This window comes from Streptomyces sp. NPDC088354 (genome assembly GCF_044753585.1).
Taxonomy (GTDB): domain Bacteria; phylum Actinomycetota; class Actinomycetes; order Streptomycetales; family Streptomycetaceae; genus Actinacidiphila.
Window position 1 is genome coordinate 29,535 of the sequence record NZ_JBIVNJ010000024.1, and the last position, 22,453, is coordinate 51,987.

At 71.9% G+C, this 22,453-nt stretch carries 25 protein-coding genes; 14 read left to right on the forward strand and 11 right to left on the reverse strand.

Annotated elements, in window-relative coordinates:
- The first annotated feature begins 142 nt into the window (after positions 1-142).
- The 5 genes from ACIP98_RS28340 to ACIP98_RS28360 all read left to right on the forward strand — a co-directional run bounded on the left by ACIP98_RS28340 (position 143) and on the right by ACIP98_RS28360 (position 5,609).
- The gene (locus ACIP98_RS28340) at positions 143-1,054 is read left to right on the forward strand and encodes a DUF3152 domain-containing protein (RefSeq protein WP_401978586.1); all 912 of its coding nucleotides are present in this window, start codon (positions 143-145) and stop codon (positions 1,052-1,054) included.
- Positions 1,055-1,205: 151 nt separating this feature from the next.
- Complete coding sequence (locus tag ACIP98_RS28345) at positions 1,206-2,150, forward strand: hypothetical protein (protein WP_319663114.1); 945 nt, start codon at positions 1,206-1,208, stop codon at positions 2,148-2,150.
- Complete coding sequence (locus ACIP98_RS28350; RefSeq protein WP_401978588.1) at positions 2,150-3,532, forward strand: peptidoglycan-binding protein; 1,383 nt, start codon at positions 2,150-2,152, stop codon at positions 3,530-3,532. Before ACIP98_RS28345 ends, ACIP98_RS28350 begins: the two co-directional genes overlap by 1 nt.
- Positions 3,529-4,251 (forward strand): ABC transporter ATP-binding protein, encoded by a 723-nt coding sequence (locus tag ACIP98_RS28355; protein ID WP_319663117.1) that lies wholly within the window; start codon positions 3,529-3,531, stop codon positions 4,249-4,251. The genes ACIP98_RS28350 and ACIP98_RS28355 overlap by 4 nt, the downstream gene beginning before the upstream one ends.
- A 161-nt stretch (positions 4,252-4,412) precedes the next feature.
- Entirely contained in the window at positions 4,413-5,609 is a 1,197-nt protein-coding gene (locus tag ACIP98_RS28360; protein WP_401978590.1) for an ABC transporter permease, read from the forward strand.
- A 23-nt stretch (positions 5,610-5,632) separates the two neighbouring features.
- Here the strand turns inward: ACIP98_RS28360 and ACIP98_RS28365 are convergent, their stop codons facing one another.
- A complete protein-coding gene (locus ACIP98_RS28365; protein ID WP_401978592.1) occupies positions 5,633-5,842 on the reverse strand; it encodes an SDR family oxidoreductase in 210 nt (69 codons plus the stop codon).
- A 148-nt stretch (positions 5,843-5,990) separates the two neighbouring features.
- Between ACIP98_RS28365 and ACIP98_RS28370 the strand changes: the two genes are divergently transcribed.
- Positions 5,991-6,317 (forward strand): hypothetical protein, encoded by a 327-nt coding sequence (locus ACIP98_RS28370; protein ID WP_401978594.1) that lies wholly within the window; start codon positions 5,991-5,993, stop codon positions 6,315-6,317.
- A 142-nt stretch (positions 6,318-6,459) separates the two neighbouring features.
- Here the strand turns inward: ACIP98_RS28370 and ACIP98_RS28375 are convergent, their stop codons facing one another.
- Positions 6,460-7,356 (reverse strand): aminoglycoside phosphotransferase family protein, encoded by an 897-nt coding sequence (locus ACIP98_RS28375; protein ID WP_319663121.1) that lies wholly within the window; start codon positions 7,354-7,356, stop codon positions 6,460-6,462.
- 965 nt (positions 7,357-8,321) lie between these two features.
- Positions 8,322-8,942, reverse strand: a complete 621-nt coding sequence (locus ACIP98_RS28380) for an L-threonylcarbamoyladenylate synthase (RefSeq protein ID WP_319663122.1) — start codon at positions 8,940-8,942, stop codon at positions 8,322-8,324.
- A gap of 542 nt (positions 8,943-9,484) precedes the next feature.
- On the opposite strand from ACIP98_RS28380, the gene ACIP98_RS28385 reads away from it, so the two are divergent.
- Both ACIP98_RS28385 and ACIP98_RS28390 read left to right on the forward strand, forming a co-directional pair.
- Complete coding sequence (locus ACIP98_RS28385; protein ID WP_401978683.1) at positions 9,485-9,799, forward strand: helix-turn-helix domain-containing protein; 315 nt, start codon at positions 9,485-9,487, stop codon at positions 9,797-9,799.
- Positions 9,800-10,097: 298 nt separating this feature from the next.
- Positions 10,098-10,712: a PadR family transcriptional regulator gene (locus ACIP98_RS28390; protein WP_319663123.1), complete on the forward strand. Its 615-nt coding sequence runs from the start codon at positions 10,098-10,100 to the stop codon at positions 10,710-10,712.
- A gap of 68 nt (positions 10,713-10,780) precedes the next feature.
- Here ACIP98_RS28390 and ACIP98_RS28395 read toward each other — a convergent pair whose 3' ends face one another.
- From ACIP98_RS28395 to ACIP98_RS28405, 3 genes are all read right to left on the reverse strand, one after another.
- Positions 10,781-11,830 (reverse strand): alpha/beta fold hydrolase, encoded by a 1,050-nt coding sequence (locus tag ACIP98_RS28395; RefSeq protein ID WP_401978597.1) that lies wholly within the window; start codon positions 11,828-11,830, stop codon positions 10,781-10,783.
- 244 nt (positions 11,831-12,074) lie between these two features.
- On the reverse strand, positions 12,075-13,109 hold the full coding sequence (locus ACIP98_RS28400; RefSeq protein ID WP_319663126.1) for a nitronate monooxygenase: 1,035 nt from the start codon (positions 13,107-13,109) through the stop codon (positions 12,075-12,077).
- A 73-nt stretch (positions 13,110-13,182) separates the two neighbouring features.
- Positions 13,183-13,800 (reverse strand): TetR/AcrR family transcriptional regulator, encoded by a 618-nt coding sequence (locus ACIP98_RS28405; protein WP_319663127.1) that lies wholly within the window; start codon positions 13,798-13,800, stop codon positions 13,183-13,185.
- Positions 13,801-14,010: 210 nt separating this feature from the next.
- Here ACIP98_RS28405 and ACIP98_RS28410 point away from each other — a divergent pair, with 210 nt between their 5' ends.
- The 4 genes from ACIP98_RS28410 to ACIP98_RS28425 all read left to right on the forward strand — a co-directional run bounded on the left by ACIP98_RS28410 (position 14,011) and on the right by ACIP98_RS28425 (position 16,996).
- The gene (locus tag ACIP98_RS28410; protein ID WP_319663128.1) at positions 14,011-14,391 is read left to right on the forward strand and encodes an SgcJ/EcaC family oxidoreductase; all 381 of its coding nucleotides are present in this window, start codon (positions 14,011-14,013) and stop codon (positions 14,389-14,391) included.
- Positions 14,392-14,437: 46 nt separating this feature from the next.
- Positions 14,438-14,740: a muconolactone Delta-isomerase family protein gene (locus ACIP98_RS28415; RefSeq protein WP_319663129.1), complete on the forward strand. Its 303-nt coding sequence runs from the start codon at positions 14,438-14,440 to the stop codon at positions 14,738-14,740.
- Between the two features lie 132 nt (positions 14,741-14,872).
- Positions 14,873-16,183: a YbfB/YjiJ family MFS transporter gene (locus ACIP98_RS28420; RefSeq protein ID WP_401978600.1), complete on the forward strand. Its 1,311-nt coding sequence runs from the start codon at positions 14,873-14,875 to the stop codon at positions 16,181-16,183.
- A 99-nt stretch (positions 16,184-16,282) separates the two neighbouring features.
- Positions 16,283-16,996 (forward strand): SDR family oxidoreductase, encoded by a 714-nt coding sequence (locus tag ACIP98_RS28425; RefSeq protein WP_319663266.1) that lies wholly within the window; start codon positions 16,283-16,285, stop codon positions 16,994-16,996.
- A 254-nt stretch (positions 16,997-17,250) separates the two neighbouring features.
- On the opposite strand, the gene ACIP98_RS28430 is transcribed toward ACIP98_RS28425, so the two are convergent.
- From ACIP98_RS28430 to ACIP98_RS28440, 3 genes are all read right to left on the reverse strand, one after another.
- Positions 17,251-17,949: an SDR family oxidoreductase gene (locus ACIP98_RS28430; protein ID WP_319663130.1), complete on the reverse strand. Its 699-nt coding sequence runs from the start codon at positions 17,947-17,949 to the stop codon at positions 17,251-17,253.
- A gap of 289 nt (positions 17,950-18,238) precedes the next feature.
- The gene (gene wrbA, locus ACIP98_RS28435; RefSeq protein ID WP_319663131.1) at positions 18,239-18,847 is read right to left on the reverse strand and encodes an NAD(P)H:quinone oxidoreductase; all 609 of its coding nucleotides are present in this window, start codon (positions 18,845-18,847) and stop codon (positions 18,239-18,241) included.
- Between the two features lie 301 nt (positions 18,848-19,148).
- On the reverse strand, positions 19,149-19,607 hold the full coding sequence (locus tag ACIP98_RS28440) for a helix-turn-helix domain-containing protein (RefSeq protein WP_319663132.1): 459 nt from the start codon (positions 19,605-19,607) through the stop codon (positions 19,149-19,151).
- A gap of 305 nt (positions 19,608-19,912) precedes the next feature.
- Here ACIP98_RS28440 and ACIP98_RS28445 point away from each other — a divergent pair, with 305 nt between their 5' ends.
- Positions 19,913-20,161, forward strand: coding sequence for a hypothetical protein (locus tag ACIP98_RS28445; protein ID WP_401978602.1), 249 nt, complete (start codon positions 19,913-19,915; stop codon positions 20,159-20,161).
- Positions 20,140-21,057, forward strand: coding sequence for an SDR family NAD(P)-dependent oxidoreductase (locus tag ACIP98_RS28450; RefSeq protein ID WP_401978604.1), 918 nt, complete (start codon positions 20,140-20,142; stop codon positions 21,055-21,057). Before ACIP98_RS28445 ends, ACIP98_RS28450 begins: the two co-directional genes overlap by 22 nt.
- Positions 21,058-21,075: 18 nt before the next feature.
- Here ACIP98_RS28450 and ACIP98_RS28455 read toward each other — a convergent pair whose 3' ends face one another.
- Positions 21,076-21,780: a cytochrome b/b6 domain-containing protein gene (locus tag ACIP98_RS28455; RefSeq protein ID WP_401978605.1), complete on the reverse strand. Its 705-nt coding sequence runs from the start codon at positions 21,778-21,780 to the stop codon at positions 21,076-21,078.
- Complete coding sequence (locus tag ACIP98_RS28460; protein ID WP_319663134.1) at positions 21,722-22,450, reverse strand: molybdopterin-dependent oxidoreductase; 729 nt, start codon at positions 22,448-22,450, stop codon at positions 21,722-21,724. Before ACIP98_RS28460 ends, ACIP98_RS28455 begins: the two co-directional genes overlap by 59 nt.
- Between the last annotated feature and the right edge of the window lie 3 nt (positions 22,451-22,453).

Genomic DNA, 22,453 nt, shown 5'->3' on the forward strand with positions numbered 1-22,453 from the left:
CGCAGACCGCGTTCGGTGACCGCCGTGCCGAATGGCCCCTCCTGGGACCTGTTACAGAAGGGTCATAGAGGGGGCCACTCGTTACCCTTTCGTGACTTTCCGAACCCATGGCCATCATGTGAAATGACCATTTTGAGCTGCCATGCATTCGGCACGAGAGCGGGAATCCGCACCACCCATCGGCAGTGCCGCGGCCTCCCGCCGCGGCGGCAGGCAGGCGCCGTCCCACCGCGGCAGCCGTCGCCGGACCTCCCACCGCCGGGGCCGTCCGCGCCGCCGGGCCGGGCGTTATCTGCTCATGGCGCTGGTGGCGCTCGGCCTGCTCGGCTCCGGGATGTTCTTCCTGGGCGGCGGGCAGAGCGACGCGTCGAGCAGCGCGCCGCAGCCGCGGCGCGTGGCGCACCTCACGCACTCGCCCACGCCGCCCCCCACGCCGACGCCGACGCCCACCCCGACGCCGAGCCCCACCGAGATCGCGGTTCCCGCGACAGGCAGCGGCACGTTCACCACCGCGCGTGCCGGTGGCGCGAAGGTCGGTCGCGGCGCGCATCTGATCCGCTACGCGGTCCAGGTCGAGACCGGGCTCGACGTCTCGCCGGACGAGGCGGCGCGGGAGATCGCCGACATACTCGCCGCCCCCCGGGGCTGGACGCACAGCGGGAACAACTCGTTCCGCCTGGTGGGCGCGGGGGAGTCGTACGACCTCATGATCAAGATCGCGACAGCGGGGACGGCGGACGCCCTGTGCTGGGCGGGGATCCACCAGGACACCCACGGCGAGTACAACTGCGAGATCCCCGGCGGAGTGGTGGTCAACCTCAAGCGCTGGGTCAAGGGCTCGCCCACGTTCGACGGCCCGATCCACGACTACCGGGCGCTGATCATCAACCACGAGATGGGGCACTCCCTGGGCCTCACGCACATGACCTGCGCGGGTCCCGGCCAACTCGCCCCCGTCATGATGCAGCAGATCAAGGGCCTGCACGGATGCGTCGCCAACGCCTGGCCGTACGACAAGAGCGGTCATTACGTCTCCGGACCGCACGTGCCGTGAACCGGCGTTACAGCTTGGTCATGGTCCGGGCCGACAGCCATCACGTGCGGGCACCAGGGTGGACGCCAGTGACAACGCTCCGGCCGTCGAGGCCGTCGAGTGACTCCACGGTGCGCCGGTCCCGGTGCGCCTCACCTTCGGAGGAAGAGACATGTCCGGATCCCGCGCCGCTCGGAAACTGGCCGTAGCGGTGAGTCTGCTGCCTCTGCTGGCGGCCTGCGGTAGCGAGGCCGCGTCCCGGACGGCGGGCGACGGGAGGGACCCGGCGGCCGCGTCGGGGCAGCTCGAGGCTCCCGCCGACGCGAGTGCGGACCTCAAGAAGCAGTACCTCGTGGAGAATTCGATCGCGGCCTGCATGAAGAAGCAGGGGTTCACCTACACACCCGTGGCGCCCGAGGATCCCGCGGCCTCCTGGGCCACCGACGGGGCCGACTACCAGCTGACGAAGAAGCAGCGGCAGAAGTACGGCTTCGGCATCTACTCGGCCGCCGTCTACCCCGACGACCCCCAGGCGCCCGGCAGCAATGCGTCCCGGAAGGACTCGACCGACACCGTCCACGCGGACTACGTCGCCACGCTCACCCCCGAGCAGAGGACCGCCTACGAGAAGGCGCTGGGTGGCCCTCCGGACCCGAAGACCGGTGCGAAGGACTGGACCGGTTGCCAGGGAACGGCCGACAAACAGGTCTACGGATCGACGACGCCCCAGCAGCGCAGCGAAGAGACCGCGACGCGGATGCAGGCGAACGGGCAGGCCCTCAACGGTGATCCGAAGCTGATCACGCTGGCGCAGTCGTACGCCTCGTGCCTGCGGAAGGACGGCATCCCCGTCACGACCACGCAGCCGACCAGCATCGGGGAGATGGTGAAGCTCCAGGCGAACGTGTCGGCCCCCGTCGGCGCCGGTGCCGGCGCCGCGGCGCTGAACCCCGACGGGACCCCCATCGAGCCCATCGGCAAGGCCGAGGCTCTGCCGCTGCTCACCAAGGACATCGCCCTGGCGATGCAGGACCTGGAGTGCGGCAAGGCGTTCCGGGCCGCTTTCTTCCCGAAGTTCTTCAAGGCCCCGGCCGCCATCGGTGGCGGTGCCGGGTGATGCGGCGGCACAAGGGCGAGAGCAGCCGGCGCAAGCGGTTGGGGACCATCGTCGTCGCGGTGGGGCTGGTGGGCGCGGGCGGATGGTTCGCCGGATCGCAGATGCAGTCACCGGCGGATGCGGCTGCCGCGCACCGGCCGCCGAAGGCCGAGCCTGTCACGGTCGCGGTCGAACGGCGGTCGCTGACCGCGAGCGTGGTGGCGCAGGGCTCGGTGGAGTTCGCCTCGCCGCAGAGCCTCTCCCTGGCCGGGCCGGTCGGCTCGCCGGATTCGGGCTCCGGGGGGCCGGGGGCCGACGACGGGGTCGTCCAGCGGGTCACCAGGCTGCCGGTCGCCGGGTCGGAGGTGAAGGAGGGCGACGTGCTGATGCAGGTCAGCGGCCGGCCGGTCCTGGTGCTGCGCGGATCCGTCCCGATGTACCGCACGCTGGGCCCCGGTACGTCGGGGGACGACGTCAAGCAGCTCCAGCAGGCGCTGAAGCGGCTCGGCTTCTCCTTCGGCACGGTCACCGGGACCTTCGGGCAGCAGGACGCCGTGGCGGTGAGCCGCTGGTACCGGAGCAAGGGCTTTCGCGCGGAGGAGCCCGGCATCGCGGACAAGCAGCAGCTGGGAACGCTGGAGGCGGCCGTGACCGCGGCCCAGCAGGCGGTCCTCGCGGCGACGGACCCGGGCGACGGTACGGACACCGGTGGTGAAGCCGGAAAGCTGCAGCGCAAGGCGGCACAGCAGCAGCTGGACGCGGCCAACTCCGCGCTGTCGGCCTTTCAGGCCGGCTACGGGACCAAGGTCCCCGCGGGTGAGGTGATCTTCCTGCCGGATCTCCCGGCGCGGCTGGACAAGGTCTCCGTGAAGCTCGGTGACACACCGTCAGGACCGGTCGGCACGGTGACCAGCTCGCGGGTCGTGGTGCAGGCCGTCGTGCCCGGCAACGACGCCAAGCTGCTGCACAAGGGCATGAAAGCGCAGGTGGAGACCCCCGACGGCAAGACGGCGGAGGGGGAACTGGTCGCGCTCGGCGACGATGTGCCGAAGAACGACGCGGGGGCCGGCACGGACTCGGGCGGCACCTCGGGCGGCGGGAGCGGCGACGCGTCGGCCCCCGTGCCGGTGCAGATCTCCCTCCCGTCGGGAGAACTGGCCAAGAACGCCAACGAGTCCGCGAAGGTGACCATCAAGGTGGGTGCGTCGGACGGCGAGGTGCTCACGGTGCCCGTCGCCGCGCTCCACACCTCGGCCGACGGGAAGGCCCGGGTGCAGGTCCGGCGCGGCGGCGAGGTGGTGGACGTCCCCGTCAAGGCGGGTCTGTCCGCGCAGGGGCAGGTGGAGGTCGCGCCGACCGGCGACGCCCTCAAGGCGGGCGATTACGTGGTGGTCGGGCAGTGAGCGGATCGCCGGCGCCTGTCGTGCCCGACGCCGACACCGTCATCCAACTGGTCTCCGTCGACCGGACCTTCGACTCCGAGCCGCCCGTGCACGCCCTGCGGGACGTGAACCTGGCCGTCCGGCGCGGCGAGCACCTGTCGATCGTCGGCCCGTCCGGTTCCGGCAAGTCGACCCTGCTCAACACCCTGGGCCTGCTGGACCGTCCCACCTCCGGCGCCTACTGGCTCGACGGGGTGGAGACCAAGGCGCTCGGCGACCTGGAGCGCACGTCGCTGCGCGGCAGCCGGATCGGATTCGTCTTCCAGTCCTTCCACCTGCTGCCGTACCGCACCGTGGACGAGAACGTCATGCTCGCCGAGGCCTACCGCCGGCCGCGGCCCGGTCGCGGCCGCGCCGGCCGCCGTGCCAGGGCCGAGGAGGTGCTGGAACGGGTGGGCCTGGCGCACCGGATCGGCTTCCGGCCGGACCGGCTCTCCGGTGGTGAGCGGCAACGGGTCGCGATCGCCCGGGCGCTGATGAGCGAGCCCGCCCTGCTGCTGTGCGACGAGCCGACCGGCAACCTCGACAGTGAGAACACCGAGTCGGTGCTCGGCCTCTTCGACCGACTGAGCGAGCAGGGAATGACGCTCGTCGTGATCACCCATGAGGACGCGGTCAGCAAGCGGGCCGACCGCCGGGTGCGGATCCGCGACGGACGGCTCACCGAGGAGAACCGATGAGGACCCAACTCCGGGCCAGAGCACGCGTCCTCGAACTGGTGAACCGTGTGGGCACACCGACCGCCGACCCCTCCGCGGGCTCTCGGCACACCCCTCGGCCGGGAGGTGCGCGGCGTCGCGGAAGGAGCACGCGCGGTCGCCGGGGCATCGAGCGTCCCTGGATGGACTTCCGGGACCTGTGGACCGAGGCCCTGGCGGGGGTGCTCGCCCGTCCGATGCGCTCCGCCCTGACCACCCTGGGCACCGTTCTGGGCATCACCACCCTGGTCATCACCATCGGGGTCTCGGCCACGGCGGGCAACCAGATCGTGGGCCGCTTCGACGCCCTCACCGCCACCTCGGTCACCGTCGCCGTACCCCCGCCGCCTCCCTCGGCCGACCCCGTCCCGCTCGTGGACTGGTCGGGAGTCGACGCGGTCCGCCGGCTGGCCGGAGTCGTATCGGCCGCCGCGATCGCCGACTCCCAGGCCACCGCGAACGTCGAAGTGCGCGCGAACGACGTGGTGGCCCCCGGTGACCTCACCGGCCAGACCCTGGGCGTCCTCGCCGCGTCCCCCACGCTGCCCGCCGCCGTGCACGGCACCATGGCCGCCGGGCGCTTCTTCGACGCCGGGGACATCACCCGGCACGACCGGGTGGCGGTCCTCGGCGACCAGGCCGCACGACTGCTGGGCATCAGCTCGGTGCGCGACTCCCCGGCGGTCTTCCTCAAGGGCCAGGCCTACACCGTGATCGGCATCCTCGGCGGAGCCGAGCGCGAACAGCAGCTCGCCGCCTCGGTGATCCTGCCGCCCACGACGGCCGAGGACCAACTCGGCCTGGGATCGGTGACCCGGGTCCTGATCAACACCGCGCTCGGCGCGGCGCAGCAGGTCGCCCACCAGGCACCGATCGCGCTGGCCCCGGGATCCGAGGACGCCCTCTCGGTCACCGCGCCGCCCGACCCGGCGAAGGCACGCAAGGGAGTGCAGGGCGACGTCAACGGCCTGTTCCTGGTCCTCGGACTGGTCTCGCTGGTCGTCGGGGCCATCGGCATCGCCAACGTGACGCTGGTGACGGTCATGGAGCGGACCGGCGAGATCGGACTGCGCCGCGCCCTCGGCGCCTCACGACGGCAGATCGCCGGCCAGTTCCTGGTGGAGTCGACGACCATCGGCCTCCTCGGCGGCGTCATCGGCGCCGTCCTGGGCATGGTGGTCGTGGTGGCCGTCTCCGCCATCAGGGACTGGACCCCCGTCCTCGACGTACGCCTCGCCCTCGGGGCCCCGGTCGCCGGAGCCCTCGTCGGACTCCTGGCCGGCCTCTACCCGTCACTGCGGGCGTCCCGCATGGAACCCGTCGACGCCCTGCGCTCCTGAGGCCGGCCGGACCGGCCGCCGGCTCAGAAGCCGGCGGTCAGGCGGCCGTCGATGGCGAGAGCCGCGCCGGTGATGAACGGGCTCTCGTCGCTGAGCAGGAAGGCGGCGAACGCGGCGATCTCCGACTCGTCGGCGGCGCGGCCGGTCGGCTGCCGGCCGAGGAGGGCGCTCGCGGCCTCCGGGTTGCTCCTGGTGAATCCCTGCCACAGCGGGGTGTTGACCAGGCCTGTCACCAGGCGCGGCAGAGCCTGATACGCAATGATGCCGGTTCTGAGAGGAGGTCACACCATGAGCCGCATGATGTTCATACTCCGGTTCGTGAACGGGGAGCCGGAACCTCTGGATGCCGAGGTCGTGCGGGAGGTGCTTGGACCGTACGTCGTGGCCGCCGACGAGGACTTCGGGGATGTGCTGATCCGGACCGCCGAAGGCTACGAGGCCCAGGCGGACTTCAACGGTGTCTGCATAGCGGTCGGCCGTTTCCCGCCGGGCCAGTTCTTCGACATCGTGGCCGAACTGGTCGACCGACTCCGTGCCGCCGTCATCCTGACCGATCGTCCCCCGCTCTTGCGCGACGAAGCGGACCGGATCCATCTGCCCGGCGACGCGGAAGACGCCGTCGTCGTCGAGATCACAGGCGCGGCGATCGAGAACTTCGTCTCGGGAATCCCGACCCGTACCCGGTGCCGCCCGGGCCGACCGCGCTGAATGACCGTCATCTCATGGTCCGTGTCGCAGCCCATGTCGGTGCCGGTACTGACGACCCGCCTGTTCCCGCGTGCGCCAAGGCATGGCGGCAGGTCGTCACAGCGGCCCGGCCGGAGTCCCGCGGGCATCCCCCGGGGCGGCATCACTCCATCGACTCCAGAATGCGGTCGAGCGTCCGGCGCCCCATTCCGCTCATCGTCGGATTGCTCTCGACGTAGTACCAGACAACGCCCATCGCCTGTTGGAACGCCCAGGCCTTGCCGCGCTCCCACTCCAGATCGTCGCAGGCCAGCGTCTGTCGGAGCACTTCCCGCGGGCCCTGCTGCAAAAGGTGCCAGGCACTGACCAGATCCAGCGCGGGGTCGGCCGGGCCGAAGCCGCCGGTGTCCAGCACGCCACCGAGCCGGTCTCCCGCGACCAGGACATTGCCGGGAATCAAGTCGCCATGGCTCATCACGTCGGCACCCGTGCGTGGCAACTCCCGAAAGCGGCTCCACACCCGGCGCAACCGGGGCACGTCGAGCAGCCCCTCGCTCTCCTCGAAGCACTTCGCCATCCAGTCGTCGTGATGAGCGAGAACGCCGCCGCGGCCCCCGCCGCTGAAACGCCGCCCCAGCGTCTCGGCCTCCCGGAGAGCTGCGATGAAGGCCGCGAGGTCCTCGGCAAAAGCGTCCGACCCACCCGGGTCGGCATCAGAGGCAACCGTTCCCGGCAGCCATGTCTGGACCGACCACGGCATGGAATAACCCGCTCCGGGCTTTCCCAGGGCTACGGGCTCCGGGACGGGGAACCGGGACACCCGCGCCAGTTCCGCGCTCGCCCGGGCCTCCTGTTCCAGAACCGCCAGTGCCTCGGCGGCATCGGTGGGACGCAGGGGGAAGCGCGCGGAGAGGTCGTTCCCGATGCGGAAGACGGCGTTGACCGTCCCGGTCGACGACAGGAGTCGGATCGCCTTGCCGCTCCACTGGGGGAACTGTCCTCGGACCAGTGCCGCGACGGTTTCGGTGGTCACGACCACTTGGTCCTCGTGCATGGTCATTCGCGCAGGCCTTTCCACTGGTCCCGTTCGAGGCGCCGGAAGCGGACCGGATCAACTGGGACGACGACAGCCAGTATTCATGCGTTCGCGGCCGGATCAACGGGTATTTGCGGGTGCCCAGGTGTCCCCACCGCTCTGGTCGCCCCCGGTCGTCGGCATCCTCGAACCGGCTCACCGCACAGACTGAAGCGGAGCCGCTGGAGCCGGCAGCAGCCTGCCCAGCGGGCGATCGAGCGCGATGGCGACGCGATCGAGGCTGGCGCAAGCAGGGGCCCTGCCGAGGTGGCCGGTCTGCGGTGCCCCGGCCGGCCGGCCGGTGACCAGGTCCCACACCCGCACTGCCCCCTGCGGGGCCCGCACTCGGCCTGACCTCGTCGAGCGCATCGGGTAGGTGGGCGGATTGCTCGATGTCCGCACGGGTGTGCGCCGCGGGGATGTCGTCCTCGTCGTCGGTCGTTGTGCAGAAGGGGTCCGTTACCCGGTGGGTTGCGTCGCCCCAAGTGGGGTGACACAAAACTGCCTTGTCCCTGTTTCGGTGCCGCAAAAGGGCGTTGTCCCCACGTCGAAGGCCAGAACTACTTCATCCGCACCACCGTCACCTTCCTCGAGCACGGACTCGCGAACCGCTCACGAACCTAAACGCAACGGTGTTGCTCCCCAGATCGTCGGACGATCTTGCCGACTCGGTGGATCTGCCCTTGCGGCCATCGCCCTCAGTTGCGGACGCAGACCGTAGGCGTCCCGGGAGAGGAGCACGCCCGGACGCGGCTTGCCGTCCGCGGGGTGGGCGACGTACGCGTAGGCGGTGCCGTCCTCGGTCGTGATGGCGACGGCTGTTCCCTGTACGGCGGTCATGCTGAGAGGCCTCTTGAGGGATCAGCGGCGGGAGGCCGGCGCCCTCGGCACTGCATGTACGTTGCAAGCTGCCACGCAAGATCCCCACATTCGTGACCGGCCTCGCGGCCTCACTCGAACCGCGAGGTGTCTCCCGCGCCACGCCGTACGATCTCTGCCTCGCCGCCGGAGAAGTCGACCACCGTCGTCGGCTCAGTGCCGCAGTCCCCGGAGTCGACCACGGCGTCCACCACGTGATCGAGCCGGTCCTTGATCTCCCAGCCCTGGGTCATCGGCTCCTCCTCGTCCGGCAGCAGCAGTGTGCTGGACAGCAGCGGCTCGCCCATTTCGGCCAGCAGCGCCTGGGTGACCACATGGTCCGGGATGCGCACACCCACGGTCTTCTTCTTCGGGTGCAGCAGCTTGCGCGGCACCTCACGGGTGGCCGGGAGGATGAAGGTGTAGCTGCCGGGCGTGGACGCCTTCACGGCCCGGAACACGTCGTTGTCCACCTGCACGAACTGGCCCAACTGCGCGAAGTCCCGGCACATCAGCGTGAAGTGGTGCCGGTCGTCGAGGTGGCGGATCGAACGGATCCGGTCCATGCCGTCCCTGCTGCCCAGCCGGCAGCCCAGCGCGTAGCAGGAGTCGGTGGGGTATGCGATGAGCGCTCCCGACCGCACCGCGTCGGCGACCTGGGCGATGCTGCGCGGCTGGGGGTTCTCGGGGTGCACGTCGAAGTACTTCGCCATCTGCCGAGCTTATGCCCGTATCCGGGTGCCGCACTCGCGGGCGCCGGAGCCCCGCCGGAAGAACGCTCGGGAAATGCCGTGCGTACTTCGTGCTTCACGGGGCAACTGCACTGAGAGGCCCCTGGTGCCTTCCCCCCGCTCCGGGCGTGGCGTCTCCGCCGGCGGTCCCCCCCCCAGACCGCCGGCGGAGCCAGCTCCTCCGGGCGTCCCCGGGCCGCCCCCGCATCAAACGGCACGCCACCGCCATCCGCACCCGCGCTGTGCCTGGTCGCCGCCTGCTGAGCGGCGGCACGGGGGACGAGCTGCGGATTGCCGCATTGACCATCTTGTCGATCCACAAGTGCGTTCTCAGCCCGGGTTCAGCTCTTTCTCCCGATGAGGAATCCCAGCGACGGGCGACGCTACTGAACTTGATTGAGTGATGTCGGGTTCGCCTCACGGTTGACAGGCGGCTGCGGAAGCCCTGGGGCGTGAAGTATGCACAGGGCGGCGGGTTGACCGACACGGGGAGGGTCGCACGGGAGCAGTTACGGCTGCAGGCCGTGGAACGCTTCCAAGCAGGGCAGAAGAACCCGGAGGTCGCCGCCGCGCTGCGGGTGAGCGAGCGGCCGGTGGAGCGATGGCGTCGAGCCTGGCGCGAGCGCGGCCAAGCCGGGGGGTGCTGCCGAAGGGCTCCCCGGGGCGGTCTCGGCTCAGCGAGGATCAGATCATCAGGCTGGTATGGGAGCTGGAGCGCGGTCCGCCGGCCCACGGGTGGGCGGACCGGCGGTGGACGCTCGCTCGGATCACTCTGGCCGACCGTACGACCCGTGCGCCTGCCCCTTGCGAACGGGCGCGGCCCCACAGCCGCCAGCTGATGCCGAGTGCCGGCAGGGCGAGGAGATCGCTGGGGTCGGACACTATCCGGGGTACCCCGGCTGCCAGGCTCCAGACCTGGGAGGCAAGGTCGGCGCCGGTGTCCGTGCATTTGGCCAGGGTGAAACCGACTTGTCCCCGTTTCGGTGTCACAAGAGGGCGTTGTCCCCACTTCGATGACCACCTGCCCGAGTTCGCTGTCAGCAGGACAGTCGTCCCCTTCCACCGGTCTTGTCAGGCGACACGTTCCGATATATCGTTGAGGCATCGCGACCGTTCAACGATGGAAGGAGCGTCACCATGCGTTCCCATGGACATGGACACTTCGGGCCCGGCCATCACGGCCGTGGCAACCACGACGGCGAGGGGCGGCGGGCCGCGTTCGGCCCGTTCGGTCCGCCGTTCGGCGGGCCGGGACCATGGGGCCCCGGCCCGTGGCACGGGGGGCGGGGCGGAAGGGGCGGCCCGCGGGGGAGGGCGCGCCGCGGGGATGTCCGCGCGTCGATCCTCGCGCTGCTCGCGGACCGGCCGATGCACGGCTACGAGATGATCCGGGAGATCGCCGAGCGCAGCGGCGGCGCGTGGAAGCCGAGCCCCGGCTCGGTGTACCCGACGCTGCAGTTGCTGGAGGACGAGGGTCTGATCAGCAGTGAGTCGGAGGGCGGCAAGAAGCTCTTCACGCTCACCGAGGCCGGCCGCGCCGAGGCGGCGGAAGGACCGGACGCCCCCTGGGAGGAAGCCGGACGCGGCATCGACTGGGACGCCATGAACGAGATCCGCAAGGCGGGCGGCGGCCTGGTCGACGCCTTCCGGCAGGTCTGGGCGACCGGTACGCCCGAGCAGCGCGACAAGGCGCTGGCCGTGGTCAACGAAGCCCGGAAGAAGCTCTATCTGATCCTCGCCGACGAGGACTGACGCGTCCGGCGCGGCGCGAGGGGGCCCGGGACACGAGTGCCGGGCCCCCTCGCGCCGCGCCGGTAGCGTCAGAAGCCGTCGACGTCGACGACGGCCTGGGCGAAGGCCTCCGGGGCCTCCTGCGGCACGTTGTGGCCGATCCCCTTCAGCGTGCGGTGGGCGTACGGGCCGGCGAACTTGCCCCGGTAGGCCGCACCGTCGCCGGCCGGGGTGAAGGGGTCCGTCTCCCCGTCGAGGGTGATCGTGGGCACCGTGATGACGGGGCCGGCGGCGAGCCGCCGCTCGATGAGCTCGTAGCGGCTCTCACCCCTCGCCAGGCCCAGGCGCCAGCGGTAGTTGTGGATCACGATGGCGACGTAGTCCGGGTTCTCGAAGGACCTCGCGGTGCGTTCGAACGTCGCGTCGTCGAAGTTCCAGGTCGGGGAGTTGAACTGCCAGATCTGCCGCGCCAGGTCGTGCCGGTTCTGGTCGAGGCCGAGCCGGCCGCGCTCGGTGGCGAAGTAGTACTGGTACCACCACGCCCATTCCGCCTTCGGGGGCAGTGGGGTCTTGTTGGCCTCGCGGTTGGTGATCAGGTAGCCGGTGACGGAGACCAGGGCCTTGCAGCGATCGGGCCGGAGCGCCGCGATGATGTCGGCGGTGCGCGACCCCCAGTCGTAGCCGGCGAGGATCGCCTTCTCGATCCTCAGCGCGTCCATGAGGGCGATGACGTCCTGGGCTATGGCGGCCTGTTCGGCGTTCCGGAAGGCGCGGCCGGACAGGAAGCGGGTCGTGCCGTGGCCGCGCAGGTGCGGCACGATCACCCGGTAGCCCTCGGCCGCGAGCAGCGGCGCGACGTCGACGTAGCTGTGGATGTCGTACGGCCAGCCGTGCAGGAGGACGACCGCGGGGCCGTCGGCCGGGCCGGCCTCGGCGTAGCCGATGTTCAGGACGCCGGCGTCGATCTGCTGCAGCGGTCCGAAGGACGTGCGGGTGCCCCGCTCGGTACGGGGCGCGGCTTCCGGCCGTCCTGGCGTCGCGGCGGAGGCCGCCGCCGTGGGGAGTCCCGGCACGCCGGTCAGTGAGACCGCCGCCGCTCCGGTGCCGAAGACCTTGCCGAAAGTGCGCCTGTCGATCATGTGGAACCTTCCTTCATATCTGCGTGCCGGCGACGGAGGACACCGCGCTCACGACGCCGCCGTGCTTCGCAGTAACCCTTGCACGAGCAAGAGTCACCGGTCAAGACGGTGACGAAATGAGGGCGTATGAAGGCTGGTCCGGGGGGCCGGAATTCTGCGCGAAGGTGCGCGTGGGAAAGGGTCCTGACGGCGAGTCGGGGAATCGGGCCACGACCCGGGGGCCGGGGCGGGCCCGACCTGCCGCTCAGCGTGCCGAGGCGAGCCTGCGCAGGATCCGCCCGGCCGGCTCGGCGGTGGCCTCGCGGTAGCCGGTGCCGGCCCACAGGTTGATCAGCTCGGGGTCGCCCGCGGCGGCCGCGGCCTTGCGCATCGGGCTCGTCAGGTGGTGCAGCGCGGGGTAGCCCAGAGGGGCGGCGCCGCTGTGCCGTTCGGTGAACCCGTTGCGCAGCGCGCGGGCGGGACGGCCGGTGAACGCCCGTGTCACCACGGTCCCTTCCCGTGCCGGGTCGGTGAGCGCGGCCCGGTGGGGGCGAGAGGTGCCGGCCTCGTCGGCCAGTAGCAGGGCGGTGCCGACCATGACCGCCCCGGCTCCGGCCCGCAGTGCCTCGGCCACGCTCTCCGGGGTCGCCGCGCCACCGGCCGCGACGATCGGCAGGGACACCGTGCGCCGCACCTCGGCGACCAGGTCGGGCAGGGAGACGGGGTCCGGGACGCGCTGCGGGGTGAGTGTGCCGGAATGCCCCCCCGCGGCCGATGCCTGCACGGCCAGTACGTCCGCGCCGGCCTCGGCGGCCAGGCGGGCCTCCGCCGGCGAGGTGACCGTCTGGACGACCAGGGTTCCGGCTGCGCGCAGCGCGGCGACCACCGGTGCGTCGGGCACGCCGAACGTGAAGCTGACCACCGCGACGGGGTCGGACAGCAGCAGCTCGATCTTCTGTGTCCACTGGTCGTCGTCCTCGACGACCCCGGCCGCCAGGACGTCGATGCCGTGGGCCCGGGCGTCGGGGGCGACCGCCCGGGCGTAGCGGTCGAAGGCCTCCCGGTCGACCGGGACGGGGTTCGGCGCGAAGAGGTTGACCCCGAAGCCCACGCCCGTCGAACGGACCTCGGCGATCTGCCCGGCCAGCGCCTCCGCGGTGCGGTAGCCGCCGGGGAGGAAGCCGAGGCTGCCGGCGCGGGCCGCCGCGACGACCAGCGCGGGCGTGGTGGGACCGCCGGCCATGGGTGCGGCGAGGACCGGGATGCTCGCACCCAGGGCGGTCAGGGGGGAGTCGGGCATGTTCTCTTCCTCTTGCGGGGACGGCGTCGGGCCGGGGTGGGCAGGCCGGCGGATCTTCGCGCGGCCGCCGTCGTCAGGCCGCGGCGGGCACCTGCGGAGAGCGGGCGCCGAGGAGCGCGAGGCAGTTGGGCCACAGCACGGCGAGCGAGGAGGTGTTGTTGTAGAGCTTGGCGAAGAGCACCTGGCCCTCCAGCTGCGCGACCACGGAGCGGGCCGCCTCGTGGGTGTCGGCGACGCCGACCTCGCCGCGCCCGCGGGCCTCGGTGACGACCGCCTCGACCATCGTGACCTGGGCGTCGAAGATCTCCTGCAGGCGCCCGCGGATCGCCTCGGTCTGGTTGCTCATCTCCAGGGTGAGGTTCCCGAACATGCAGCCCGAGACCGTACCGCAGCTCTGCTGCCCGGCCCGCTGCCCCGCTTCCGTCTCCTCGAAGAGCTGCCGCAGCCGCTCCAGCGGAGGCGCGTCGCCGGTCAGGACGCGGGTCCAGTCGCCGCGCTGGATCGCCCAGTGCTCGTCGATCACGGCGAGGGCGAGCGCCTCTTTGGACTCGAAGAAGTAGTAGAAACTGCCCTTGGGCACCCCGGCCGTCTTGCAGATCTCGGCCACGCCCAGGGCCGAGTAGCCCCGCAGCTCGATGAGCGATTGCGCCGCTGTGAGGATCTTCTCTCTGGCATCACTGGTCCGTCCCATGTTTGCCAGTATACGACCGCTCGACTACGGTTTACTAGACCGGTCGGCTACCAGCTCGCCCGCACCGGCCCGACAGCTTCCGGCGCGGCCGCCCGCGCGAGGCGCGGCGTCCGGTCCGGCAGGCCGACGCCCGATCGCGTTCCGGGCCGCGTCCGCCCCCGCCCGGGAGGGCGCGGTCGCCCTTCCGTCGTCCCCGAGGAGACCCGCACTGTGACCGCCGACACCGAGACCCACCCCATGCACGACATGCTGAGCCGTTGGAAGACCGCCTTCGACACCCAGCAACTCGACGCCATGGCTGACCTGTTCACGTCCGACGCCCTGTTCCAGGGATTCGGGCCCGAGGTTCTCTCCGGGCGCGAGGCCGTCCGCGACTACTACGCGGCCGTGCCCGACTACCGCAGGGCCCACGTGGGGCAGGTGCACACCTACGAGATCGGCGATGCGACGGCCGGCGGGTTCGCCGACGTCACGTTCCGGGACCCGTCGGGCTGGGAGGCCGCGGTGCACCTGTCCCTGGTCCTGCAGCGCGAGGGCGGTGCGTGGCGCATCCGTCAGTACCACGTCTCGCGCGTCGCCACCGATCACTGACGGCTCCACGCGACCCTCATCACCACTACTCACGAGAGGCAGGACCATGAAGGAGTTCCTGGTCGAGCTCACGACCACCGTTCCCGAGGGAACCGACCCGGCCGAGGTGGACCGGCGGCGGGCGGCCGAGGCCGTACGCGCCGCGGAACTGGCCGCGACCGGCCACCTGGTCAGACTGTGGCGCCCGGTCGGCGAACTGCGCAGCATCGGGCTGTGGTGCGCGGACGACGAGGCCGACCTCCGTGAGAACGTCCTCGGCACGCTGCCGCTCGCGCCCTGGATGACGCCCGTGATCACCGCGCTCCAGGCGCACCCCAACGACCCCGGCCGGAACGCCGCCGCGGGCTGATCGCGCCTTCCGTCCCCCCACCCGTCGCTCCACGCCGCCGTTCCCCGCGCCGGCCACGTCCGTCCCGTCATGGCCGGCGCGGGGAGCGGTCCGCGGTGCGCCCTGGAGCGGTCCCACCCGAGGGCATCTGTCATGTACCAGTCCATCCGACGCGAGTCCCCCCGTCGCCCGGCCGCCGCACCCGGCGAGGCGTTCCGCTCACCCTGGGCCCATGTGCTCGGCGCGGCCGCCGCGCTGGCCGCCGCCATGGGGGTCGGCCGCTTCGTCTACACCCCGATCCTTCCCCTGATGCAGACCCAGGCGGGCCTGACCGCCGCCGCGGGCGCGCATGTGGCCACCGCCAACTACGTCGGATACCTCGTGGGTGCCCTCGCGGGCATCGGCCTGCCGCGCCTGCTGCGCTCCTCCGCCGTACTGCGTGGATGCCTGACGGTCCTCGTCGTGAGCCTCGCCCTGATGCCGGTGACACACGCCACCGGGGTGTGGCTGGTGCTGCGACTGGTGGCGGGCGTCGCCAGCGCGCTGGTCTTCGTCATCGCCGTCAACTCCCTCCACGGCCACCTGCGCGAGCATCCCGCGCACCTGTCCGGCTGGGCCTTCGGCGGCGTCGGTGCCGGTATCGCGCTCTCCGGGCTGCTCGTCGTCGCGCTGCGCGGCGTGGGTGACCTGGGTGACTGGCGGGCCGCATGGTGGGTGTCCACCGCTCTGGCGGCGGCGCTGTCGGTACCGGCGTGGGCCATGCGTCCGGAGCCGGTGCCGGGGCCGCCTTCCGGGTCCGCGTCCGGGGCGGCCGCGTCCGCGGACGCCCCCGGGGCGCGACGGCGGCCGACGGGAGTACGCGGGCACCGCTGGTTCGCCGCCCTTTTCGTGTCGTACACCCTGGAGGGCGTCGGCTACATCATCGCCGGCACCTTCCTGGTGGCGGCCGTCGACCAGGGTTCGCCCGGCCGGCTCGGCAGCGGCGCCTGGGTCCTGGTGGGCCTGGCGGCCGTCCCGTCCTCCGCGTTCTGGGCGGGGCTGGGGCGGCGCTGGTCCCGTCCGGGTCTTCTGCCGGCCGCGCTGGTCGTCCAGGCCGTCGGGATCGCGCTGCCGGCGCTGGTCGGCGGTGTGGCGGCGGTGCTCGTCTCGGCGGTGCTCTTCGGGGCGACCTTCCTCGGTGTCAGTTCGCTGGCCCTGGCGACCGGGACGCATCTGCGGTTCCCCCGTGCCGTGGCGCTGCTCACCGCCGGGTACTCGGTGGGTCAGATCCTCGGGCCGCTGGCCGCCGCGCCGCTGCTGCACCACGGCTATCACCGGGCGCTGGTCCTGGCAGCCCTCGTGGTGCTGGCGGCCGCCGCGGCGGCTCTCGTGCTGCGCATCGGGTTCCCGCACGACGCGTACCCGGACGGCGCTGACAGCGCTGACGGCGCCCGCGGTCGTCGGCAGGCGGGCGTCACCGGGTGACCATCGGCCCTTTACTGTTGTCGACCGGTCGTCTACTTTGGTGACGGCCGGTCGTTCAGTACCGGTTCGTCCATGTCTCCCACCGTGGAAGAGGGCATCATGAGCAACCAGGGCCAGAAGGTCGCGGTCATCACCGGCGCCTCGCAGGGGATCGGCGCGGGCCTCGTCGACGGTTACCGCAAGCTCGGGTACGCCGTCGTCGCCACCTCGCGGAACATCGCCGGGTCCAGCGACCCGGAGATCGTCACCGTCCAGGGCGACATCGCGGTCCGCGACACCGCCGACCGCGTGATCGCCGCTGCCATGGAGCGGTTCGGCCGCATCGACACCCTGGTCAACAACGCGGGGATCTTCGTCGCCAAGTCCTTCACCGAGTACACCGAGGACGAGTACGACGCGGTGCTCGGCGTCAACGTGGACGGCTTCTTCCGGATCACCCAGCTCGCCGTCGAGCGCATGCTGGAGCAGGGCGGCGGCCACGTCGTCCAGATCACCAGCACCCTGGCCGACCAGGCGAACTCGAACGTGCCCTCCGTGCTGGCCGCGCTGACCAAGGGCGGCCTGCAGTCCGCCACCAAGGCGCTGGCCATCGAGTACGCGACGCGCGGCGTCCGCAGCAACGCCGTCTCCCTCGGCACGATCAGGACCCCGATGCACTCCGAGGAGCACCACCAGGCCCTCGCCGGACTGCAGCCGGTGGGCCGGCTGGGCGAGGTGGACGACATCGTCGACGCGGTGGTCTACCTGGAGAACGCCCCGTTCGTGACCGGTGTCATCCTCCACGTCGACGGCGGTCAGAGCGCCGGTCACTGAGCCGCCCGGGACCGCGCCGTCCGCAACGGGGAGTGCGCCGCGCCCCTCGCCGCGGACGGCGCCCGGCGTCCCACCGCCCGCGCCGTACCCCTGCGGCCCGCGGCGGGACGTCACGTCGTGGCAGGCGGATTCCGGCTGCACGGCGCGACGCCCGGGCCCCCGTCCCGCGGTCGCGCTCGAGAACTCCGGCTATTGGCACGGACGTTCAGCGAGGCGGGCTCGATGCCCCGCCGGGCGCGGACGGCCGTGCCGCGTCAGCTGACGTGGGCGGTGCCCACCGGCTGCGACAGGGCGGCCTTGGCGAGCCGGGTCTGCTCGTCGGCGAGGACCTCGGACAGGTCCGCGGCCAGGGCGTCCATGGTCATCTCGGCCACGGAGGCGGCGCTGATCTTCGGCGCGTCCGTCCAGGCGCTGAGATCCGTGTCGACGAAACCCGAGTGCACGCCGACGACCAGGGTTCCCTGTGCCGCCAGCCCTTGCCGCAGTGCGTCCGTCAGCGACCACTGCGCCGCCTTCGAGGCCGCGTAGCCCGGGAAGGCCGCCTGCCCCACCCACGAAGCCAGCGACAGCATGTTCACCACGGCGCCTCCGCCGTTGCGTGCCAGGATCGGGGCGAACGCCCGGGAGACGCTCCAGGTGCCGAAGTAGTTGACCTCCATCGCCTGGCGCGGGCCGTCGAGGGGGCCTTCGAGCAGGCTGGCCGTGGCGCCGCCGATTCCCGCGTTGTTGACCAGGATGTTCACGTCGCCGGCGACGGCGGCGGCCGCCGCGACCTGCTCGGGGTCGGTGACGTCCAGGCGCAGGGGGACGAAGTCCTGGTCGACGACGCTCTCCGGATCGCGGACACCGGCGTAGACCTTTGCTGCGCCGCGGTCGAGCAGCGCGCGGGCGAACGCGCGGCCGATGCCGCGATTGGCGCCGGTCACCAGGGCGACCGAACCTTCGATGTTCATGGGGCTTCCTTTGCGACGAGCACACGCCCGGGGGAGCGCGGCCCGGCGGTTCGCGGCCGCCGCCGCGCCACCCGGTACGGCCGCGGTGGCATCGAATCCCCCTCGGGAGGTCCCGACGGGTCCGATCGCAGGCGCGAACGCACCTGGTCGTGCCAGGCTATGCATCTAACTTTAGTTACGCAAGTCAGGCCGGATACGCCGGCCAGCGGTCGGCCGGCGCCGCCTTCGGGGTGGCGCCGGCCGGGATGCTCTGGGTGCGGTGCGCGGTAAGCGCGGTCCCGCCGGGGTGTCAGGCCGCCTTGATCCGCTCGGCGAGCCGCACGACGCGCTCGGCCTGGATGCGGGCGGCCGTGCGCGTGGTGTCGTCGATGGGGTTGGTGCCCTGGCCGTCCACGTGCGAGGTGCCGTAGGGGTTGCCGTCGACGAACTTGGCCGGGTCGGTGAAGCCGGGGGTGACCGTGACGCCGCCGAAGTGGTGGATGGAGTTGTAGAGCGCCAGCAGCGTCGATTCCTGGCCGGCGTGGGCGGTCGCGCTGGAGACGAAGCCGCTGTAGACCTTGTCGGCCAGCTTGCCCTGGGCCCACAGGCCGCCGAGGGTGTCGATGAACTGCTTGAGCTGCGAGGACACGTTGCCGAAGCGGGTCGGCGTGCCGAAGATGACGGCGTCGGCCCACTCGACGTCCTCCGGGGTGGCGTGCGGGACGCCGGAGGTGGCCGCGTGGTTGGCGGCCCAGGCGGGATTGCTGTCGATGGCGGACTGCGGGGCCAGCTCGGCGGCCTTGACGAGGCGGACCTCGGCGCCGGTCTTGAGGGCGGCGTCGTACAGCTCCCTGGCGATCTCGGTGATGGTGCCGGTGGAGGAGTAGTAGACGATCGCGAGCTTCACGGGGGTGGCCACAGGGGTGCTCCGATTTTCTTGTGCGAGGTTGAGGGGCGGCGGCCGAGTCGCTAGCCGACCGGTCGCCTATTCGAAAGTAGACGACCGGTCGACAAGTGTCAAAGGGTGGGGAGAAGCATCGTGGGGGTGGTGTGTTGTGCGGCGAATGCGCAGGTCGGAGCCGGTGGACGGCCCCGGGGCGGCCCAGGGGAGACGGCGGTCCTGGGTGTGCGTATCCTCACGCCCGGACGGCCGGCCGCTCAGGGTCGTCCGGCCCTGACTCGTCCCGGAGGGCAAGCGGTCGGCATGGGGAGGGCCTGCGTCAGGCTCCGGCGCTCTGGTCCCTGAGCATGGCCACATCGGCGCCGGGCACCTCGTGGCCGTTCTCGTCGAGGAAGCCGACGCGGACCGGGCGGCTGGTGGAAAGCGTCCGCCGGTCCGCGGAGGGGCCCGAAGGACGGGGGCGGTGGTGGTCGCCCCACTGCTGGAGTGCTGCCAGGACCAGTTGCAGGTCCTGTCCCGCCTCGGTGAGGTGGTAGCTCTGCCGGGGCCTGCTGCCGGGCTCCTGGTACGTGCGGGTGCACAGCACGCCGGAGTCGACGAGGAGCTTGAGCCGGGCGCTGAGCAGGTTGGGCGCGACGCCGAGCGAGGTCTGGATCTCGGCGAACCGGTGCCGGCCGGCGAAGATGTCGCGCAGCACCAGCAGTGACCAGCGTTCCCCGAGGATCTGCAGGCTCCGCTCGATGGAGCAGGTCGGCTCGTCCTCCGTGGGGCCCGACACCTGCCTTCCGGACGGCACTGGTACCTCCTGCGTCGTCTCCGCCCGTGCGCGTTGGTCGCGGCACGCTTGCCGTGTCAGTCTACGCCTGAGTATCCTCCCGCAACCCAGGGGTGGAAGCGGTGCGCGGGGCGAGGCCGGGCGCGCCCGGAACGCCGCACCGACCGGAGCGGGCAGCCGGCCCGCCCCCTCGCCCGATCTCCGTACGCGGGGAAGTCCGGTGGCACCGGCGGCAGTTCGCTGGAGATCGCGTAGCCTGCACCAGGCCCGCGCGGGTGCGTGTCCCCCGATCGTCCACCGGAGGCGGAATGTCCGACGCCCATGAGGCGGTGCCGGCGGCACTGTCCTGGAATCCGTCCGCGCCGGGCAGCGTTCTGCTGCGACTCCTCCAGTCCGGCGACCGGAACGTCAGGAGGAACATCGCTGCGCGGGGCGACCTGCCGGAGGCGGTGGTCGACGCGATCCTGGCCGACCCCGACCGCTTCCTGCGGCACGTGTCACCACCCCGTTCGGCGCGGAGAGCACCGCGGCGGAGGTGGTCGCCGGCGTCGACCTGACCGGCCGCCGCGCGGTCGTCACCGGTGGTTCCTCCGGCATCGGGGTGGAGACGGCTCGCGCCCTGGCCGCCGCGGGGGCCGAGGTCACGCTCGCCGTGCGCGACACCGACGCCGGGGCGCGGAGCGCCGCAGCCATCACCGCCGCCACGGGCAACGAGCGGGTGCTGACCGCGCCGCTCGATCTGTCGGACCAGGCGTCGGTCGCGGCCTTCGTCGCCGCGTGGGAGGGCCCCCTGCACATCCTGGTGGCCAACGCGGGTGTCATGGCCTGTCCCGAGACACGCACGCCCGAGGGGTGGGAGCTCCAGTTCGCCACCCACCACCTCGGTCACTTCGCGCTGGTCACCGGTCTGCGCGCGGCGCTCGCCGCCGCCGGCGGCTCCCGGGTCGTCGTGGTGAGTTCGGTCGGTCACGTCAACGGCGACGTGCTCTTCGACGACATCGACGTCGAGCACCACCCGTACGACCCCTGGGCCGCCTACAGCCAGTCCAAGACGGCCAACGTCCTGTTCGCGGTCGAGGCCGCCGAGCGGTGGGCCGCCGACGGCATCCGTGTGAACGCCCTCAACCCGGGCCGGATCGCCGGCACACGCCTCGTCCGGCACATCGGCGTGCCCACCAACGCCCCGGCGTCCTTCGAGCCGGGGCGCAGCGACGGGGTGTCGGTGAAGGACGTCGAGCAGGGCGCCGCCACATCGGTGCTTCTCGCGGCGTCCCCGCTCGTGGCGGGTGTCACCGGACGGTACTTCGAGGACTGCAACGAGGCCGTTCCCCATGAGCCGGGTGTCCGCCGCGGCGTGGCCGGTCACGCGCCGGACCGGCGGCAGGCACGCCGGCTGTGGCAGGTCTCCCTCGACCTCCTCGCCGCGGGCCGTGGCACAAAAACCGCTTCCTGACCCGTCGCCCGGGCCGGATCACCGCCGCGGGCCGGTCCGTCCGGAGTCCTGACCGGCCTCCGGGCCGTCGTCCAGCCACCGGGGATGCAGCCGTCGTGCCCACTTCCGCTCGACGTACCCCGTACGCATCCCGAGGCGGGCCTGCGGGTCGCGGAACGCCATGCGGATGTGGCCGAACAGCACGGCGGCGACGGCCCAGGCCAGGATGTCGTGAACGAAGATCGCGCTGGTGCGGGAGACCGACGGGAGCACCCCCGTGAACCACATCAGCAGACCGGTGGCCATCATGATCAACACGGCCCCGGCGATCCAGCCCGCGTAGACCTTCTGTCCCGCGTTGAACTTGCCGGCCGGCCGGGCGTCCGGGGAGGTCAGGCGCTTCCGGACGGCCCGCAGCCACTGCCTGTCGTACCCCGCGAAGCGGTTCAGCCTGCGGAGGTCGGCGCGGAACGCGGGTGAGGCGAGGCCGAGCAGGAAGGGCAGCGGCAGCAGGATCCCCGACCACTCGTGGACCGTGACGAGCAGGTGGCGGCGGCCCACCAGCTGGGCCAGCGGTGCCAGGTACAGGCAGGCCGCGGTGGTCACGCAGAGCAGCATCAGCCAGCCGGTCGCCCGGTGGACCAGGCGTTCCGCGCGGGTGAACCGGGCGATCAGGCCGGGGCGTTCAGGCCGCGGCGGCGCCGCCGCGCGTGTCGGCTCCGTCGAGCCAGCCGTCGACGGCATAGCCGTACTCCTCCCAGTAGCCGGGTACGACCCGGTCGGTCACGGTGATGCCGGACAGCCACTTGGCCGATTTGTAGAAGTACATCGGAGCCACGTAGAGCCGGACGGGCCCGCCGTGCTCGTGGCTGATGGGCTTGTCCTGCATGGTCAGCGCCACCATGACGTCGGAGCGCCGGGCCTGTTCGAGGGTGAGGCTCTCGGTGTAGACGCCGTCGAAGCAGGTGAAGTGGACCGCGGTGCCGTCCGGCCGTACGCCGGCCGCGTCGAGGAGCTCCGAGAGCCGCACACCGGTGAACGGGGTGTCGGCCACCCGCCAGCCGTCCGTGCACTGCACGTCGTGGACGATCCGGGTCTGCGGCAGGGCGCGCAGCTCGTCCAGCGTGTACGTCCCCGGCCGGTCGACCAGGCCGTTGACCCGCAGCCGGTAGTTCGTCGCGTCCTTGCGGGGCACGGACCCCACCACGCTGTAGTAGCGAAAGCCGCCGGGATTGGGCAGCACTCCGGTGATCCCGGTGGGGTCGACCTGGGAGGCGGCGCCGAGGACGTTCTCCCACCCGCGCTGCAGCCATGGTGCGGTGGCGAGGCCGGCGGCTCCCAGCCCGAGCATGCCGAGCATCGTCCGGCGCGCCACCGGTGCGCCGTCGGCCGCGCGATTCCGTCGTTCAGCCATGCC

Bases quoted from the DNA above. Each gene is read 5' to 3' on its own strand.
- ACIP98_RS28340 (WP_401978586.1), top strand. From the start codon at position 143: ATGCATTCGGCACGAGAGCGGGAATCCGCACCACCCATCGGCAGTGCC.
- ACIP98_RS28345 (WP_319663114.1), top strand. From the start codon at position 1,206: ATGTCCGGATCCCGCGCCGCTCGGAAACTGGCCGTAGCGGTGAGTCTG.
- ACIP98_RS28350 (WP_401978588.1), top strand. From the start codon at position 2,150: ATGCGGCGGCACAAGGGCGAGAGCAGCCGGCGCAAGCGGTTGGGGACC.
- ACIP98_RS28360 (WP_401978590.1), top strand. From the start codon at position 4,413: ATGGACTTCCGGGACCTGTGGACCGAGGCCCTGGCGGGGGTGCTCGCC.
- ACIP98_RS28375 (WP_319663121.1), bottom strand. From the start codon at position 7,356: ATGACCATGCACGAGGACCAAGTGGTCGTGACCACCGAAACCGTCGCG.
- ACIP98_RS28380 (WP_319663122.1), bottom strand. From the start codon at position 8,942: ATGGCGAAGTACTTCGACGTGCACCCCGAGAACCCCCAGCCGCGCAGC.
- ACIP98_RS28390 (WP_319663123.1), top strand. From the start codon at position 10,098: ATGCGTTCCCATGGACATGGACACTTCGGGCCCGGCCATCACGGCCGT.
- ACIP98_RS28395 (WP_401978597.1), bottom strand. From the start codon at position 11,830: ATGATCGACAGGCGCACTTTCGGCAAGGTCTTCGGCACCGGAGCGGCG.
- ACIP98_RS28400 (WP_319663126.1), bottom strand. From the start codon at position 13,109: ATGCCCGACTCCCCCCTGACCGCCCTGGGTGCGAGCATCCCGGTCCTC.
- ACIP98_RS28405 (WP_319663127.1), bottom strand. From the start codon at position 13,800: ATGGGACGGACCAGTGATGCCAGAGAGAAGATCCTCACAGCGGCGCAA.
- ACIP98_RS28415 (WP_319663129.1), top strand. From the start codon at position 14,438: ATGAAGGAGTTCCTGGTCGAGCTCACGACCACCGTTCCCGAGGGAACC.
- ACIP98_RS28420 (WP_401978600.1), top strand. From the start codon at position 14,873: ATGTACCAGTCCATCCGACGCGAGTCCCCCCGTCGCCCGGCCGCCGCA.
- ACIP98_RS28425 (WP_319663266.1), top strand. From the start codon at position 16,283: ATGAGCAACCAGGGCCAGAAGGTCGCGGTCATCACCGGCGCCTCGCAG.
- ACIP98_RS28430 (WP_319663130.1), bottom strand. From the start codon at position 17,949: ATGAACATCGAAGGTTCGGTCGCCCTGGTGACCGGCGCCAATCGCGGC.
- ACIP98_RS28445 (WP_401978602.1), top strand. From the start codon at position 19,913: ATGTCCGACGCCCATGAGGCGGTGCCGGCGGCACTGTCCTGGAATCCG.
- ACIP98_RS28455 (WP_401978605.1), bottom strand. From the start codon at position 21,780: ATGCCGTCGACGGCTGGCTCGACGGAGCCGACACGCGCGGCGGCGCCG.
- ACIP98_RS28460 (WP_319663134.1), bottom strand. From the start codon at position 22,450: ATGGCTGAACGACGGAATCGCGCGGCCGACGGCGCACCGGTGGCGCGC.